14 protein-coding genes are annotated in these 16558 nt (G+C 77.2%); 5 read left to right on the top strand and 9 right to left on the bottom strand.

The genetic code is table 11. The annotated features are described in order from the left end of the window. Window positions 1-49: 49 nt before the first annotated feature. Together NT8_RS09905 and NT8_RS09910 are read right to left on the bottom strand one after the other, a co-directional pair. Complete coding sequence (locus NT8_RS09905) at window positions 50-922, bottom strand: ABC transporter permease (protein ID WP_245646111.1); 873 nt, start codon at window positions 920-922, stop codon at window positions 50-52. A gap of 50 nt (window positions 923-972) precedes the next feature. Further along, entirely contained in the window at window positions 973-1968 is a 996-nt protein-coding gene (locus NT8_RS09910; RefSeq protein WP_067966655.1) for an ATP-binding cassette domain-containing protein, read from the bottom strand. Window positions 1969-2063: 95 nt separating this feature from the next. Between NT8_RS09910 and NT8_RS09915 the strand changes: the two genes are divergently transcribed. Further along, window positions 2064-2855, top strand: coding sequence for a TetR/AcrR family transcriptional regulator (locus NT8_RS09915; protein ID WP_067966658.1), 792 nt, complete (start codon window positions 2064-2066; stop codon window positions 2853-2855). Between the two features lie 69 nt (window positions 2856-2924). On the opposite strand, the gene NT8_RS09920 is transcribed toward NT8_RS09915, so the two are convergent. The 3 genes from NT8_RS09920 to NT8_RS09930 form a co-directional block, all read right to left on the bottom strand. Next, window positions 2925-4103: a JmjC domain-containing protein gene (locus NT8_RS09920; RefSeq protein WP_067966660.1), complete on the bottom strand. Its 1179-nt coding sequence runs from the start codon at window positions 4101-4103 to the stop codon at window positions 2925-2927. A gap of 232 nt (window positions 4104-4335) precedes the next feature. Continuing rightward, window positions 4336-6411 carry a prolyl oligopeptidase family serine peptidase gene (locus NT8_RS09925; protein ID WP_084468797.1) on the bottom strand — a complete coding sequence of 692 codons (2076 nt, stop codon included), beginning with the start codon at window positions 6409-6411 and terminating at the stop codon, window positions 4336-4338. A gap of 295 nt (window positions 6412-6706) precedes the next feature. Continuing rightward, complete coding sequence (locus NT8_RS09930; RefSeq protein ID WP_245646112.1) at window positions 6707-7441, bottom strand: 4'-phosphopantetheinyl transferase family protein; 735 nt, start codon at window positions 7439-7441, stop codon at window positions 6707-6709. 156 nt (window positions 7442-7597) lie between these two features. Here NT8_RS09930 and NT8_RS09935 point away from each other — a divergent pair, with 156 nt between their 5' ends. The 4 genes from NT8_RS09935 to NT8_RS09945 all read left to right on the top strand — a co-directional run bounded on the left by NT8_RS09935 (window position 7598) and on the right by NT8_RS09945 (window position 10586). Further along, window positions 7598-8356, top strand: a complete 759-nt coding sequence (locus tag NT8_RS09935; protein ID WP_067966663.1) for a DeoR/GlpR family DNA-binding transcription regulator — start codon at window positions 7598-7600, stop codon at window positions 8354-8356. Window positions 8357-8660: 304 nt separating this feature from the next. After that, on the top strand, window positions 8661-8825 hold the full coding sequence (locus NT8_RS29270; protein ID WP_157515655.1) for a hypothetical protein: 165 nt from the start codon (window positions 8661-8663) through the stop codon (window positions 8823-8825). A 63-nt stretch (window positions 8826-8888) separates the two neighbouring features. Then, the gene (locus NT8_RS09940; protein ID WP_067966667.1) at window positions 8889-9695 is read left to right on the top strand and encodes a DeoR/GlpR family DNA-binding transcription regulator; all 807 of its coding nucleotides are present in this window, start codon (window positions 8889-8891) and stop codon (window positions 9693-9695) included. 114 nt (window positions 9696-9809) lie between these two features. Next, window positions 9810-10586: a polyprenol monophosphomannose synthase gene (locus tag NT8_RS09945; protein ID WP_067966670.1), complete on the top strand. Its 777-nt coding sequence runs from the start codon at window positions 9810-9812 to the stop codon at window positions 10584-10586. Between the two features lie 37 nt (window positions 10587-10623). Here NT8_RS09945 and NT8_RS09950 read toward each other — a convergent pair whose 3' ends face one another. The 4 genes from NT8_RS09950 to NT8_RS09965 all read right to left on the bottom strand — a co-directional run bounded on the left by NT8_RS09950 (window position 10624) and on the right by NT8_RS09965 (window position 16290). Beyond that, on the bottom strand, window positions 10624-11361 hold the full coding sequence (locus tag NT8_RS09950; protein ID WP_067966673.1) for an FAD/NAD(P)-binding protein: 738 nt from the start codon (window positions 11359-11361) through the stop codon (window positions 10624-10626). A 68-nt stretch (window positions 11362-11429) separates the two neighbouring features. Then, the gene (locus NT8_RS09955) at window positions 11430-12932 is read right to left on the bottom strand and encodes an MFS transporter (RefSeq protein ID WP_067966676.1); all 1503 of its coding nucleotides are present in this window, start codon (window positions 12930-12932) and stop codon (window positions 11430-11432) included. 79 nt (window positions 12933-13011) lie between these two features. Further along, a complete protein-coding gene (locus NT8_RS09960; RefSeq protein ID WP_067966681.1) occupies window positions 13012-15519 on the bottom strand; it encodes an ABC transporter permease in 2508 nt (835 codons plus the stop codon). A gap of 3 nt (window positions 15520-15522) precedes the next feature. Continuing rightward, window positions 15523-16290, bottom strand: coding sequence for an ABC transporter ATP-binding protein (locus NT8_RS09965; protein WP_067966682.1), 768 nt, complete (start codon window positions 16288-16290; stop codon window positions 15523-15525). Window positions 16291-16558 lie beyond the last annotated feature (268 nt).

Here is a 16558-nt window from a genome sequence, read left to right on the forward strand (position 1 = left end):
GGGGAAGGGGGGCGGGGCGCCGCCGGGCCGCGCGCGGCCCGGCGGGCGGTCAGCGGGCGGTGCGGCGGAAGCGCCGTACCGCCAGCGGGGCGCAGAGCGCGATCAGCAGCAGCGGCCAGGCGACCGCCATCGCCACCGCGTTCTCCGCGATCCAGGAGTCGGCGGGCACGGTGGGGTTGCCGAACAGCGTGCGCAGCGCCTCGACCACCGACGACACCGGGTTCCACGACGCGACCACGCCGAGCGGGCCGGGCATCAGGGCGGGCGGCACGTAGGTGGTCGACAGCACGCTCAGCGGGAACACGAGCGGCCACACGACCACCCCCGCCGCGTCGGGGGAGGGCACCACCAGGCCCAGCAGGATGCCGAGCCAGATCAGGGCGAACCGGAACAGCAGCAGCAGGCCGACCGCCAGCAGGGCGTCGCCCGGCCCGCGGTGCCACGTCCAGCCGACGAGCAGCCCGCACGCGCCCAGCACCGCGACCTCGCCGACCGCGCGCACGGTGTCGGCGGCGGCCCGCCCCGCCAGCAGCGCCGACGGCGCCATGGGCAGCGACCGGAACCGGCCCATCACGGCCCGGTCGGCGTCGAGGGCGGTCCCGGTGGCCGTGGTGGCGACCCCGTTCATCATCGTCATGACCGCGATGCCCGGGAGCAGGAACTCGCGGACGTCGCCGCCGCCCGGCACCGCCATGACGCCGCCGAACACGTAGCCGAACAGCAGCACCATCATCACGGGCACGACCAGCGCGATGACGCTGTCCGCCGGGGCGCGGCGCATCCGGACGAGGTTGCGGCCGGTGACGACGGCGGTGTCGGCGGCCGCCCGCGCCACCCGCTCCGCGGTGGTGCGGGGCGGGTACCGCACGGGCGGCGGGGCGGCCTCCGCCCGGGGGGTCGCGGCCGCGGGGGTGGGGGTCATGCCGGGTCCCTTCGTGGGTGCGGACGCGGGTGCGGGGCGGGGCGCCGCCGTCATGCGGCGCCCGCGGTGGCGGTGGTCGCGATGGTGGCGGCGGTGCCGCGCCCGGTCAGGTCCAGGAAGACATCGTCGAGGGTGGGCCGGCGGACGGCGACGTCCACGGGGCGCAGCCCGGCGTCGTCCAGGGCGCGGACCACTGCGGTCAGCGCCGCCATCCGGTCGGCCGCGGGGACGCTCACCCGCCGCTCGGCGGCCGCGACGCGCGGGGCGCCGGCCGCGGCCCCGGCCGTGATCCCGGCCAGCAGGGCGGCGGCGCGGTCGGTGTCGGCCGGGCCGCCCAAGACCACGTCGATCCGGTCGCCGCCGACGCGCGACTTGAGCTCGTCGGCGCTGCCCTCGGCGATGACCCGGCCGGCGTCCAGCACCGAGATGCGGTCGGCCAGCCGGTCGGCCTCCTCCAGGTACTGGGTGGTGAGCACGACGGTCGTGCCGCCGCCGGCCAGCTCCCGCACCGCCGCCCACACCTCGGTCCGGCTGCGGGGGTCGAGCCCGGTGGTGGGTTCGTCCAGGAACAGCACCCGGGGCGCGTGCACCAGGCCGGCGGCGAGGTCGAGGCGGCGGCGCATGCCGCCGGAGTAGCGCCCGGCGGGGCGGTCGGCGGCGTCGGTGAGGCGGAACCGCTCCAGCAGGCCGGCGGCGCGCCGCCGCGCCCCGGCGCGGTCCAGGCCGTGCAGCCGCCCGAACACGACCAGGTTCTCCCGGCCGGTGAGGAGGTCGTCGACCGACGCGTACTGGCCGGTGAGGCCGATGCGGGCGCGAACCTCGTCGGGCGCGCGCCGGACGTCGAACCCGGCCACCTCGGCGCGGCCCGCGTCGAACGCGCGCAGCGTGGTGAGGACCTCGACCGCGGTGGTCTTGCCCGCGCCGTTGGGGCCGAGGAGCGCGTGCACCGCGCCCGGGGCGACGGTGAGGTCGAGCCCGTCCAGGGCGCGTACGGGGCCGTAGGCGCGGCGCACCTGGACGGCGCGGACCGCCGGCGTCTGGGACATGTCCGCCTCCTTTCTGTGTATCTCATACACTTATTTGTGTAAGAGATACACAGTTCTAGGATGGGTGTCAACCGCGAGGCAGCACAGGGGGGACGATGACGACCGAGCGCGACGACGCTCCGGTGGCCGACCGCAGACTGGACCTGTTCTGGGGCGGCGGCGAGCGCCCCGCGCGCGGCCCCCGCCCCAGGCTCAGCCGCGACCAGGTGGTCCGCGCCGCCGTGGACGTCGCCGACGCCGAGGGCATCGACGCCGTCTCCATGCAGCGCGTCGCCAAGGAGCTGGGCTACACCACCATGTCGCTCTACCGGCACGTCCCCGGCAAGGAGCAGCTCCTCGAACTCATGGCCGACGCCGCGTCCGGCCCGGCGCCCGACTGCACCGGGGCACCCGGCGGCTGGCGCGGCGAACTGGAGGCCGTCGTCCTCGCCATGGCCGACGTCCTGCGCCGCCACCCGTGGAGCCTGCACCTGCGCCTGTCCGGACCGCCGATCGGCCCCTGCGGGCTCAGCTGGATGGACGCCCTGCTCGCCCCGCTGCTCCGCGCCGGACTCGCCTCCGACGAGGCGCTGGCGGTGATCTCGTTCCTCAACGGGGCGGTCCGCGAACTCGCCCGCATCCACGGCGACATCGCCGCCGCCCACGGCGACGGCGTCGAGCGGGCCGAACGCGCCTACGGCGACGCGCTGCGCCGGGTGGCCACCGCCGACGCCTACCCCAGCATCGCCCGCATCGTCGCGGACGGGGTCTTCGACCCGCCCCCCGCCGCCGACCCCCGGCCCGACCCCGACCCCGAGGCGGACGCCGACATCGTGTTCGGGCTGCGCCGCCTCCTCGACGGCATCGAGGGCCACGTGCGGGCGCGCGGCGCCGCGCCCGCCGGCTGAGCCGCCGCATCGGGCCGGGCGTGCGGCGGGGAGCGCGGCCGGCGGGGCGCGCGGAGCCCCGCCGGCGGATCAGCGCAGCAGTACGAGGTGGTGGCGGACCAGCGCCCGCAGCACCCGCACCGCCTCGCCGAGCGGCACACCGGCCCCCTCGGCCAGCCCGGCCACCGTGGTCCGGCGCCGCCGGGCCAGTTCGGTGAGCACCGGCGCGGCCTGCGCCGGGAACCCGTAGCGCCGCCCCGACACGGTCAGCCGCACCCGGTCGCCGTCGGCCTCCAGCACCGGGTCCAGGATCGGCACGAACTCCACCCGGGTGTCCGGGCCGGGCTCCGCGGCGTCGTCCACCGCCCACGGCAGCGCGAACGACTGCCGGCGCGGGAACCGGGCGTCGCGCTCGGCCAGCAGGTCGTCGATGCCGTGCCGCTCGGCGGCGTCGACCAGGTGCCGCACGAGTTCGTGGTGGTGCTTGCGGCGCTCCTCGGGCGACGCGGAGCGCGGCAGGTCGCGGCGGAGGAACTCCACCTCGTGCAGGCGGTCCAGCAGCGACCGCGCCCAGTCGACCCCCGTCGCCGGGGTGAACCCGAACGTCAGGTGCATGCTCACCCCGCCGGTGCCGGTGACGGTGTGCCACCACCCGCGCGGCACGTGCAGCACCTGGCCCGGCCGCAGCACCCCCTCCCACACCGTGCCCTCGGGCGGGGTGTGGGAGTGGTCGGTGTCGATCTTCATCGGGAACGGGCGGCTGCCCGGCCCGTGGACCCGCCACGCCTTGGTGCCCTCGACCTGCACCACGAACGTGTCGTGGTCATCCCAGTGGGTGTCGAACCCGTGCGAGTCACCCCAGATCACGTAGAGGTTGACCTGGGCGCGCTCGCGCACCAGCCGCATCAGGTCGTCGGTGGCGGCCCGCACCGGCGGGTGCAGCCGGTCGAGCCCGTCGAGCACCAGGCTCGCGCCCTGGCGCAGCTCCCGGTACAGCGCCTCCGGGCGCACCACCCGCCGGGCCACCCCCGACGCCTCCGCCGGGTCGGTGTAGCGGTCGACCGGGACCGCCCGGCCCTTGTCGTGCAGCCGCAGCCGGGGCGGTTCCAGCGCCCGGGTGGCGAGGATGTCGTCGAGGTCGTCGAAGGTCAGGAGGGGGCGCACCGCCGCGGCGCCCAGGTCGGCGAAGAGCACGTCCGACGACAGCCGGGCCTCCAGGTCCTCGCCCAGCGCCGCGCGCAGCGTCTCGGTGAAAAGGCGGTCGGTCACAAGCAGCCTCCACGGCGGCCGGGGGCCGCCGGAGGGGTGTGGCTGCCCTCCGGCGGCCCGCTCCGCGGTGCTCGACGGATCAGATGAAGTCGGAGCTGGAATCGGTGCCGTCACTGTCATTGCCCGCGGTGACGTCCCGCGAGGTGACCTCGGCGAGGTCCTCGACCTCGACCTCCATGGGGTCCATGCAATCCACCTCCCTTCGTGCCCGAGCGTGGGCGGCCCCCGCGCGTCAGCCCGGCGGCAGCCCCGTCCGCGCGGCCGCGAACGCGTGCGCGTCGGCCGCGAGTGCGATGGCGCTGGTGACGGCGCGCGGGCCGTGCCCCACGCCGTGCTCGTAGCGCAGCAGGACCGGTGCGCCCACCGCCGCCAGGGCGGCGCACATCTTGCGCGGGTGCGCCGCGTCGGTGCGGGTGTCGCCGTGGAACCCGGTGAGCAGCACCGCCGGGTACCGGCGGCCCGCCCCCTCCAGCGCGCGGTGGTAGGGCGAGTACGCCATCAGCGCGGCGAAGTCGTCCGGGTCGTCGGCCGTGCCGAACTCGCGCGTCCACATGGCGCCCAGGCCCAGGCGCTCGAACCGGGCCATGTCGGCCAGCGGCGCCGACGCGACGACCGCCCCGCACACCTCGGGGCGCAGCACGGCCGCCGCCAGCACCAGCAGCCCGCCCGCCGAACCGCCCGACAGGCAGAGCCGCGCCGGGGTGCACACGCCCCGCGCGGCCAGCTCCTCGGCGGCGGCGACCAGGTCCTCCACCGCGCGCGCCTTCCGCCGCCCCGCGCCGGCCAGGTGCCACGCGCGGCCGGCGTCGCCGCCGCCCCGGACGTGCGCCACCGCGTAGCGGCCGCCGGCCAGCAGCCACGCCAGCACGGTCGCGCTGAACCCGAACCGGCGCGGGCGGCCGAACCCGCCGTAGGCGTGCAGGATCGTCGGCCCCGGACCGGGCGGGGCGCCCTCGGCCGCGAACAGGGTGACGGGGACGCGGGTGCCGTCGGCGGACGCGCAGGTCAGCACGGTGCGGTGGACGCGGGGCGGGGGCGGCGGCGCCGCCCCCTCGGGCCACGGGCGCGGCTCGGCGCCGCCCGCCGGCAGCTCCAGCACCACCTGCTGGGTGGCGACGTCGGCGTAGCAGAAGCGCGCCGTTCCATCGGGGGCGGCCTCCAGGCGGGACACCATCCCCTCGCCGGGCAGGCGGGGGCGGCGCAGCGGCCGCCCGTCGCGGGCGTCGTGCACGGTGAGGTCGCTGATACCGAGCCGGGTGCGGGTGGTGAGCAGTTCGGGGGCGGCGGCCGTGCCGCCCGCAGCGAAGCCGTCCAGGGTGGCGCCGGGGTCCTCGGGCACCACCTCGCGCCAGCGGGCGGGCGCCGGGTCGGCCGGGTCGGCGGCGCACACGCGGCGGCGCGGGGCGCCCAGGGTGGTGCGCAGGTAGAGGACGCCGTCGGGGCCGACGTCGGGCTCGGACTCGGCCTCCACCCCGGCGTGCACCGTGCGCCACGGCGGGGCGTCGGGGCGCCCGGCGGCGAGGTCGGCGATCCACAGGTCCGTGCGGTGGCCGGTGCCGTGGCTCTCGGTCACCACCAGCCACCGGTCGCGCAGCAGCCGCACCCCCGGGACCGTGCGCGGCCCGGAGCAGGGGCGCACCAGGACGTCGGGTGTCCGGGGGCCGCCGCGCGCGACCCGGTGCAGCCAGACGCCGCGCCGGCCGTCGCCGTCGTCGCGGCGCACGTAGTAGAAGGCGCCCGCGCCGCCGGGCAGCCAGGCGACGTGCGAGTAGCGGACGCCGGGGATCGGCTCCTCCACCGGCAGCCCGGTATCGGCCGACAGCACCCGCAGCGCGCCCCGTTCCGTGCCGCCGGTGGAGGTCTGCACCGCCACCCACCGCCCGGCCGGGTCGGGCTCCCAGGCGTCGAGCGTGGTCCGCCCGCTCGGGTCGAGCACCACGGGGTCGAACACCACCCGCGGCCCGTCGGCGCCGCCCCCGGCGTCGACGACGAGGGCCGGGTGGTCGTCGCCCGCGCGGCGGCGCGTCGCGAAGGCCCGCCGGCCCCGGCGCACCGGGGGCGACCACAGGTCGACGGCGACCAGGCGGCGGATGTCGCGGGCGAGCGCCTCGCGCAGCGGCCACGCCGCGGCGGCGCGGGCGAAGTCCCGGGCGCGGTCGTCCAGCCAGCGGCGGGTGGCGGGGGAGTCGGGCTCCTCCAGCCAGCGGAAGGGGTCGGCCACGGTGCGCCCGTGCCGCACCTCGACGACCGGCGCGCGGTCATCGGGTCCGGGGGCGGGGGCCGCGGGCCGCGACGAGGCCGTACTCACCCGGTGGCGGGGTGTCGGCGGACGGGGACGGACACGGGGCCAGGCGGACCGATGCGCACGCCCCACATCCTTCAAGCGCGCGACCTTACCGGTCAAGCGACTCCTGACTGCCTCGAAAGCCCACAATCGTGACGCGAAGGGCAGGTTTCGCACCTCAGGCGAAAACCACACAGGGCGTCCCGCCTCTCCGCCGCCTGCACGCGGCACCGCCCGGCGGAGCGGGAGGGGGCGCCTGCGCCGGGGGCGGACGCGGGGAGGAGGGGACGGCGGCGCCGGGATCAGGGGAGGCGGCGGGTCACCGCGCCAGGAGGGCGGCAGCGTCGCGGGCGGTCACCGACAGCGGGGCGTCGGTGAGCGCGGCCAGGGCCGCGCGGTAGCCCGGACCCGCGTCCAGGTCGGTGAGGCGGACGTGCGGCGGGGCGTCCGGCAGGTTCCACGCCGTCACCCGGGCGGGGGCGTCCGGGGCGTTGACCGCGACGTTGCCCAGGCCGCCGGACAGGCCGTCGCCGGTCGCCTTGAGCAGGGCCTCCTTGCGCGCCCAGTAGCCGAAGAACGCGCCGGTCCGGTCCGCGACGGGCAGCGCCTCCAGGTCCGCGCGCTCGGCGGCGGTCAGCGCGAAGCCCGCCAGCCCCTCGATGTCGCGGGCGCCCGCCACGGTCTCGACGTCCACCCCGACCTCCACGCCGCGCGCCAGCGCCACCACCACCCGGTCGCCCGAGTGGCTCAGCGACACCTGCACCCCCGCCGCCGCGCCCACCGGGTAGGGCTTGCCGTGCGGCTCCGGGCGCGGGTCCGTCCCGCGCTCGCACCCCCGGCAGCGCAGCGCGAACTCGACCCCGGCGGGCGGCACCCCCGCCGCCGCGCCCACCACCAGCCGCACCAGGGCGTGCGCCACCACGTACCGGTCGCGGTCGGCCGCCGCGCGGAACCGGGCGTGCCGGGCGCGTTCGTGCGCGTCGAGCAGCTCCAGCAGCCCGGGGTCCGCCAGGTCCGGACCGGCCCACCACACGTCGCATTCAACGGGAGTCACGGCGTTCTCGGGAGTCACCGTCACATTCTGTCCCCCGCGCCCGGACGCCGCCACACCGCGCGGGCGGAGGGGGCGCGGGCCGGACGCGGGCGGGGCGGGGGCGTCCGCCGATGTATACATGGACCCGTAGCGGAGACCGCGAGCGTGGGGACCGGGATGGACAGCGCCGAACGCACCGACCTCATCGTCGCCCGCCTGCGCGAGACGGGGCGGGTCGGCGTCGTGGAGCTGGCCGAGCACACCGGGCACTCCGAGATGACCATCCGCCGCGACCTCGACCAGCTCGCCGCCCACGGCGTCCTGCGCCGGGTGCGCGGCGGTGCCGTCGCCCTCGTCCCCCGGGGCCAGGAACCGCCCTACGCCGTCCGCGAGCGGCAGGCCGCCGAGGCCAAGCGGCGCATCGGCGCCGCCGTCGGCGACCTCGTGGGCGACGGCAACGCCGTCGCGCTCGACGGCGGGACGACCGTCCTCGAAGCCGCCCGCGCGCTCGCCGGCCGCCCCCTCACCGTCATGCCGCTCGCCCTGCGCGCGGCCCAGGTCCTCAGCGCCGCCCGCGAGACCACCGTGCTCATGGCCGGGGGAGAGGTGCGCCACGGCGAACTCGACCTGCACGGCCCGCTGACGGAGGCCGCCCTGGGCGCCGTCCGGTTCGACGTCACCGTGCTCGGCGTGTGCGGCCTGTCGGTCGGCGACGGGGCCACCGCGCACGACCTCGCCGAGGTCGCGGTCAAGCGCGCCGCCATGCGCTCGGCCGGGCGGACCGTGGTCGCGGCCGACTCCACCAAGCTGGGCGTCGTCACCATGGGCCACGTCGCCCCGATCACCGCCGTCGACGTCCTCGTCACCGACACCGACGCCCCGGACGCCACCGTGGCCGCGATCCGCGCGGCGGGGGTCACCGTCCACCTCGTCTGACCGCCCGCCTCCGCCGCCGGCGCGACGCGCCTTCGGAGCCGTTCCCCTCCCGCGGGTTCGGCGGCGGAGGAGCCCGACCGCGCCCGTTCCGGCGGGCCCGGCCGGGCAGGCGGCGCCGGTGCGTCCGGGCCGCCCCCGCGACCCGGGCGGCCGCGCCGCCCCCACCGGCCGCGATCGCCGCAACACACCGTCACCGGCAGGCATAATCCGCCGCGCCACGGGGCATTCGTCAAGGGACCCCTCCGACGGGACGACGGTGATCCCGCCGGGGCGCAGGTCGACCCCCGCTCATCAGGGAGGCCCCATGTCGGTCATGATGATGTTCGGAATCGCCGCCGTGATCATGTGCGGTGTGCTGGTGGCGCTGTTCCTCGCCGCCCTCGCCACCGGGACGGCCCCCGCCGACGAACCGGCCGACGACGACGCCATCGACGCCGCCTTCCACGCCCACGGCGTGCACTTCGGCTGACCGCCGTCGTCCCCGACCGCTCTATCATCGGAGCGCACGGCCCGCGTCCGATATGGAGCCCGCATGACAGACGACACCAGACCCGCGTTCGCGGCCGAACGCCGCGAGCGCATCCTGGAACTGGTGCGTGCCAACGGCGCCATGGCGCTGCGCGACATCGCCACGCGGGTCCGGGCGTCCGAGGTCACCGTGCGCCGTGACGTCCGCGCCCTGGAGGCCGAGGGCCTCCTCGACCGCCGGCGCGGCGGGGCCGCGCTGCCCGGGCGCCTCGGCCACGAGCAGAGCTACGCGCAGAAGACCGGCCAGGCCGGGCCCGAGAAGCTCGCCATCGCCGCGGCCGCCGCCCGGCTCGTCGCCGACGGCGACGCCATCGTGCTCGGCCCCGGCAGCACCACCGAGGCGCTCGCCCGCGAGCTCAGCGGGCGGCAGAACCTCACCGTCGTCACCAACTCCCTGCCGGTGGCCGAGGTGCTCGCCGGCGCCCCGGGGGTCGAGGTCGTCGTCACCGGCGGCACCCTCCGCGGCTCCATCCGGGCGCTCATCGGCACCGCGGCCGAGCAGGCGCTGGCGGGGCTGCGCGTGCGCCAGGCGTTCGTCTCGGGCAACGGCGTCACCGCCGAGCGCGGGCTGAGCACCCCCAACCCGGCGGTGGCCAGCGTCGACCGGGCCCTGGTGGCGTGCGCCGAGGAGGTCATCGTGCTCGCCGACCACACCAAGGTCGGCGCCGACACCATGGTGCAGACCGTGCCGCCGGAGCACATCGCGCACCTGATCACGGACAACCACGCCGACCCCGAGGTCCTGATGACCCTGGAGGACATGGGCACGCTGGTGCACGTGGCCGTCCTGGAGGTCGACCGCGGCGAGTGACCGCGCGGGCGGCCGCACCCGGGCGGCGGTGACTGGCTGCGGTCGCGGCGCGGGCAGTACCCTACGTGGATCGTCCGGAATGTTAGTGATCGCCCCAGTGGAGGCCGCCGTCCCATGCCGACCCCGGTGACCCTGCCCGACCCCTGGTCGCGGTCCAAGGTGAGCGTCGTCGTCCCCACCTACAACGAGGCCGACAACCTCCCCGTCCTGGTCGAGCGGGTGCTCGCCCTCGACCTCCCCGAACTCCGGCTGGTCGTCGTGGACGACAACTCCCCGGACGGCACCGGCGACATCGCCGACAAGCTCGCCGCCGACAGCGGCACCGACGGCCGCGTCACCGTCGTGCACCGCACGGCGAAGGACGGGCTGGGCCGCGCCTACGTCGCGGGGATGACCCGCGCCCTGGACGACGGCGCCGACTTCGTCGCCCAGATGGACGCCGACCTCAGCCACCCGCCCGGCTACCTGCCGCACCTGCTCGGCACCATGCTCTCCACCGGCGCCGGGGTGGTCATCGGCAGCCGCTACGTGCCCGGGGGCAGCCTGTCGGAGCAGTGGGGGGTGCGCCGCCGGCTGCTCAGCGGGTGGGCCAACGCCTACGTGAAGACGATCCTCGCCATGCCCATCCGCGACGTGACGGCCGGGTTCAAGCTGTGGCGGCGCGAGGCGCTGCTCGCGATCGACCTCGCCGACATCCGCAGCAGCGGGTACAGCTTCCAGGTCGAGATGCACTTCCGCGCCTACCGGCGCGGCCAGAAGATGGTGGAGATCCCCATCCACTTCGAGGACCGGCAGGAGGGCGCCAGCAAGATGGACCTCGCCGTCCAGGTGGAGTCGGCCCTGCGCCCGTTCCGGCTCCGCCGCGACGAGCGCGCCGCCCGCCGCCCCTGACCCCGCGCGGGCACCGGCCCCGCAGGGGCGGGGACGGTCAGGCGGTGACCGGGCGGTCGCGCAGGACGGTGTCGGCGATGCGCTCGGCCAGGCGCTCGGTCTGGGCGCGGATGTCGGGGATGGTGGCGGCCGCGTGGCCGCGCCGCACCGGGCCGACCGCGAACAGCCGCCGCGACACCCCGCCCTCCGGCGTGAGCAGCGCCCCCCGCCGGCAGGTGGCGAGGCCGGCCGCCGCCCCCGGATCGGCGATGCCCGGGATCTCCGGCGGCGGCGCCGTGCGCGGGTCGCCGGTGGCCACGATCAGCGCCGCGGCCTCGACCACCGCGCCGTCGGCGAGGTGGACCGCGACCGACGCCCCGTCCCGCTGCTCGGCGCGCACGACGCGCCCCGTGCGGGCCTCCAGCCCCGCGTGCGGGGCCGCCCACCCGACCGTGGCGGCGAGGGTCTGCGCGAGGTAGTCGCCGTAGACCCGGCGCGGCAGCAGGGTCTCGGGCCCGCACGCCAGCCCCCCGGTGCGCGCCCAGTCCATGAGGTGGCACGGCTGGTCGGGCAGCACCGACATGCCCTTGACCGGGGCGTCCAGCGGCCGGTGGTCGCCCGGCGCGTAACCGGTGCCCCGGGCGTGCCGGCCGTGCGCGTCGACCAGCACGAGGCGGTAGCGCAGCCGCAGCCAGGTGGTGGCGCGCAGCAGGGCGACCGCGGCGACCGCCGCGCTCGGCCCGCCGCCCGCGAAGACGATCGCCGGCGTCTCCCCGGCCCCCGCCCCGTGTCCCATGGGTCAACTGTAGAACGGTTCGCACGTCCGCGGCGGCCGATCGGCCCCCGGGCGGGCCGCCCGGACGGTCAGGTGCCCGCCGCCGGGGGGCGGGCGGCGGTGGAGTTGGGGCAGGAGTGCAGGGGCGGGGCGTCGACGCCGCAGAACATGCCCTCGGGCGCCGGGGGCGGGGGCGTGCGGCGGGGCCGGAGCAGCACCAGGGCCGCCAGGCCCGCCGCGCAGGTCAGGCCGGCCAGGACGAGCATGGCCGGGCCGAACCCGCCCGCGATCCCCGCCGGCCCGCTGACCCCGGCGACCACCGGAACCGCCGCCACACCGATGAGCTGGGCGGTGCGGGCCAGCGTGTTGTTCACCCCCGACGCGATCCCGGCGTGGCGCTCCGCCGCCGACGCGAGCACCGTGGCCGTGAGCGGGGCGACCGCGGTCGACAGCCCCAGCCCGACCAGCAGCACCCCCGGCAGGACGCCCGTCAGGTAGGTGTCGCCGGGCCCGACCCGGGCGAGCAGCAGCAGCCCGCCCGCGACCAGCAGCGGCCCCACGGTCAGCTGGGGGCGCGGCCCCAGCCGCTCGCCCAGCCGGCCCGCCTGCCCGGACAGCGCCAGCATCAGCACGGTGATGGGCAGCGAGGCCGCGCCCGCCGCCACCGCCGAGTAGTCCAGGACCTCCTGAAGGTAGATGACCAGCAGGAACAGCAGCGGGCCCAGCGCCCCGTACAGCAGCACGGTCACCACGTTGGTCACGGTGAAGCGGACCGAGCGGAACACGTCGAGCGGCAGCATCGGCCGCCGCCCCTTCCACTCCACCGCGACGAACGCCGCCAGCGCCGCCGCGCCCACCACCGCGCTCGCCGCCACCCGCCACCCGGGCACCCCGGCGGCGCCCGACTCGATCAGCGCGAACGTCACCCCGGCCAGGCCGACCATGCCCAGGAGCGCGCCCGCGTAGTCCATCCGGTCGGGCGCGGCCGGGTCGCGCGACTCCGGCAGGTGGCGCCGCGCGATCAGCAGCACCGCCACCGCGAACGGCACGTTGATGAGGAAGATCAGCCGCCACGACCCGGAGTCGACCAGCCACCCGCCGACGAACGGCCCGATCGCCGACGCCACCCCGGTCAGCCCCGACCACGCGCCGATGGCGCGCGCCCGGTCGCCGCGCCGGAACCCCGCCTGCAGGATCGCCAGGCTGCCCGGGGTGAGCAGCGCGCCGCCGATGCCCTGCAGGACCCGCCCCGCCACCAGCCAGTGCACGGTCGGGGCGACGGTGCACAGCACCGACGCCAGGGCGAACCACGCCACGCCGATGCGGAACACCCGCACCCGCCCGAACCGGTCGCCCAGCGCCCCGCTGAGCAGGATGAGCGCCGACAGGGTCACCATGTAGCCGTTGGCGATCCACTGCAGCCCGGCCAGCCCGGTGCCCAGCTCCGCGCCGATCTCCGGCAGCGCCACGTTGACCACCGTGGAGTCGAGGAACGCCATGCCCGACGCCAGGACGGTCGCCGCCAGCGCCCACCGGGCCGCCGGGGTGCCCCACGCGATCTCGCCCGCGACGGGGCCCGCCGCCTTGCCCATGCGCCCACCTCCCGGGGATACGTTACGGCGCGGGCGGCACCCCGGGTGCCGCCCGCGCCGCGCGCGGTGTGTCGCCGGGCTACTCGCTCGCGAGCGTCCCGCTGATGGAGGTGCGCGCCGCCCGCCGCGCGGGCAGGGCCGACGCCAGCAGCCCGGCCAGGACGGCGGCCGCGATGAACGCGGCGATCCGCGCGGCCGGGAGGGTGAAGATGGCCGACGGCAGCGCCGCCTCGGTGGCCGCCCAGCCGAACACCACCCCGAGGCCGATGCCGACCAGGGCGCCGGTCAGGCAGAGCAGGACCGCCTCCAGGGCGAGCATCCGGCGGAGCTGGCCGCCGGTCAGCCCGAGGGCGCGCAGCAGCGCCGACTCCCGGGTGCGCTCCAGCACCGACAGCGCCATGGTGTTGGCGATGCCGAACACCGCGATGAGGATGGCCAGCCCCAGCATCGCCGCGATGGTCAGGAAGGCGGTGTCGAGGATCTGGTCGAACTGGTCGCGCATCTCCGCCATCGACTGCACCTGGACGGTCGGGTGCCCGGCGACCGCGTCGTAGACGGCGTCGCGCAGCTGCGCCGGGGACGCGTCGTCCGCGCCGCGGACGTAGACGGCGGACGACTCGCGCACGTCGGGGTAGGCGTCGGCGAAGTCCGCCGGGTCCATGGTGACCCCCATGAGCTGCTGCATGTCCACCACGACGGCCGCGATCTCGTAGCCGCGCGCGCCTTCGGCGGTCTCCAGCTCCAGGGTGTCGCCGACCCCCCGGCCCTGGGCGTACCCCTCGGTGACGGCGATGCGGCCCGGCCCGATGTCGGCGAGGTCGCCCGCCGCGACGTCGGAGGTGATGTCGACCCCGACCTCGGCGCCGGGGTAGGCCACGACCGGCACCGGCCCGTCGGCGCCGGCCACGCGGGCGGTGTCCCGCCGCTCGGCCATGACGGTGGCGATCGCGGGGTCCTCCCGCAGCGCCGCGGCGACCTCCTCGGGCACGCCGCGCTCGTCCTCGCCGAACTGCGCCATCAGGCCGTAGTCGACGGGGAACTGGCGCTCCAGCATGTCGGTCATGGTGGCCTCGGTGGTCGCGCTGACCACCGAGTACCCGGAGATGAGGGTCGCGCCGACGGTCAGCGCGATCATGGCGGTGGCCGCCCGCTTGGGGCTGCGCCGCGCGTTGTCGGTGGCGAGCATGCCCGCCACGCCCGTCCGGCGCAGGACGGTGCCCAGGACGGCCACGGCGCCGCGCACCAGGAGCGGGCCGATCACGACCACGCCGAGGAAGGCGAGCATGGCCGCCACCGAGACGACCGCCAGGGCCATCTCGCCGACGGAGCCCCGGACGGCGAAGGCGGTGATCGCGGCGGACGCCGCCAGCAGCACCGCGCCCGCGGCGGCGCGGATCCAGCCCGTCCCCTTCTCCATCCCGGCGGCGACGGCGCTGGTGCGCAGCGCGGCCAGCGGGGGGACCCGGGTGGCGCGCCGGGCCGGCAGCAGGGCGGCCAGGACGGCCATGCCGGTCCCAACCGCGAGCCCGACGGCCACGGCCGTGGGCGTGACGACCAGGGACAGGTCGGCGGACCCGGAGCCCAGCGCCTCCCCGCCGAACTCGGCGGCGGCGTAGCCCGCCCCGATGCCGGCCAGGACGCCGGCGGCCGACGCCATCAGGCCGATGACGGCCGCCTCCAGCAGCACCCCCCGGAAGACCTGGCCGCGCAGGGCGCCCACGCACCGCAGCAGCGCCATCTCGCGCTGCCGCTGCGCGACCAGGATCGCGAACGTGTTGTAGATGACGATGGCCGCGACGAACACCGAGATCAGCGCGAACAGCAGCAGCGCCGTCGCCAGCACGTCGGCCTGGGCGCCGGCCTGCTCGGCGCGCTCGGCGCCGAACTCGGCTCCGGTCATCGCCCGGCCGCCGTCGACGGCCGCGCCGACCGCCTCGGCCACGCGTTCGGCGGGCACGCCCTCGGCGCCCACGACGCCGATCTCGGAGTAGCGGTCGGAGCCGGTGACCTCGGCCGCCGTCTCCGGGGTGTAGACCACGGCGCCGCGGAAGGCGATCTCCTGGTCCACGCCGAAGTCGACCAGGCCGCTGACGGTGAACTCGCGTTCGGCGCCCTCGCTGTCGAGCACGGTCACGGTGTCGCCGACGCCGAACCCGGCGGTCTCGGCGACCGTGGTGGCCAGCGCGACCTCGTCGGCGGCCTCGGGGAGGGCGCCCTCGGCGGCGGTGAACCGGGTGACCTCGTCGGCGGACAGCCCGGCCGTGGGCACCTGGCCGACGGCGCGGCCCTCGGCGTCCAGCAGCGGGGAGTCGCCCCGGATGACGCCCCCGGCGGCGGCGACCTCCGGCAGGTCGCGGACGCGGTCGAGCGTGTCCGGTGCCAGGCCCTCCTCGGCGCCGTCCTCGGGCAGGACGACCGCGTCGAGCCGGTCGGCGGAGCCCATGACCTGGGCGGAGAACCCGGCCCGCAGGGTGTCGGTGAACACCAGGGTGCCGGAGACGAACATGACGCCCAGCGCGATGGCGAGCGCGGTGGTGACCAGCCGGCCCTTGTGCAGGCGCAGCCCGGCCAGGGTGGTTCGCAGCATCGGTCAGGACTCCAGCTTCACCAGGCGGTCGAGGACGGACTCGGCGGTGGGGTCGGCGATGTCGTCGACCAGCCGCCCGTCGCGCAGGAACACGACGCGGTCGGCGTAGGAGGCCGCCACCGGGTCGTGGGTGACCATGACGACGGTCTGCCGCAGGTCGCGCGCCGAGTCGCGGAGGAACGCCAGCACCTCGGCGCCCGACCGGGAGTCGAGGTTGCCGGTGGGCTCGTCGGCGTAGACGACCTCCGGCGCGTGCAGCAGGGCGCGCGCGACGGCGACCCGCTGCTGCTGGCCGCCCGACAGCTTCGACGGCAGGTGGGACAGCCGGGGGCGCAGCCCCACCACGTCCACGATGCGGTCGAACCGCTCCCGGTCGACGCGGCGACGGGCGATCTGCGCGGGCAGCAGGATGTTCTGCTCGGCGGTGAGCATCGGCAGCAGGTTGAACGACTGGAACACGAACCCGATGCGGTCGCGGCGCAGCAGCGTGAGCTGGCGGTCGCGCAGCCGGGTGATGTCGGTGCGGCCCAGGTGGACGCTGCCCGACGTCGCGGTGTCCAGCCCGGCCAGGCAGTGCATCAGGGTGGACTTGCCGGAGCCGGAGGGGCCCATGATGGCGGTGAACGCGCCGCGGGCGAACGCGACGCTCACCCCGTCGAGGGCGCGCACCTCCGACCCGCCGGAGCCGTAGACCTTGGTCAGGTCCTCGGCGGTCACGGCGGGCGGTGCCTGGGTGGTGTGCGGCGCGGGCGACGCGGCGGTCTGGCTCACGCGGGGATCTCCTGACGTGCTCGGAAGGGGGTGCGGACGGGGATGGTGGCGCGGCCCGTCCCGTGCGGGGCGGTCCGACGGGTCACCACGCTAGGTCCGCGCAGGTCGGCGCCGCATCGACCGCGCAGCCGATTCCCGTCCCGGCCGAAAGGCGGGGGCGGGGCCCCGGACCGGCCGATCGGACCGGATCCACCCCCGACTTTCGTCGGTACCCGGCAGGCCCGGGGCGGCCGCCGACCCCCCGGTGGCGGCGGCGGGCACCCCCGCC

This window comes from Nocardiopsis trehalosi NBRC 14201 (assembly GCF_001552555.1).
In the GTDB taxonomy this organism is placed as follows: Bacteria; Actinomycetota; Actinomycetes; order Streptosporangiales; family Streptosporangiaceae; genus Nocardiopsis_B; species Nocardiopsis_B trehalosi.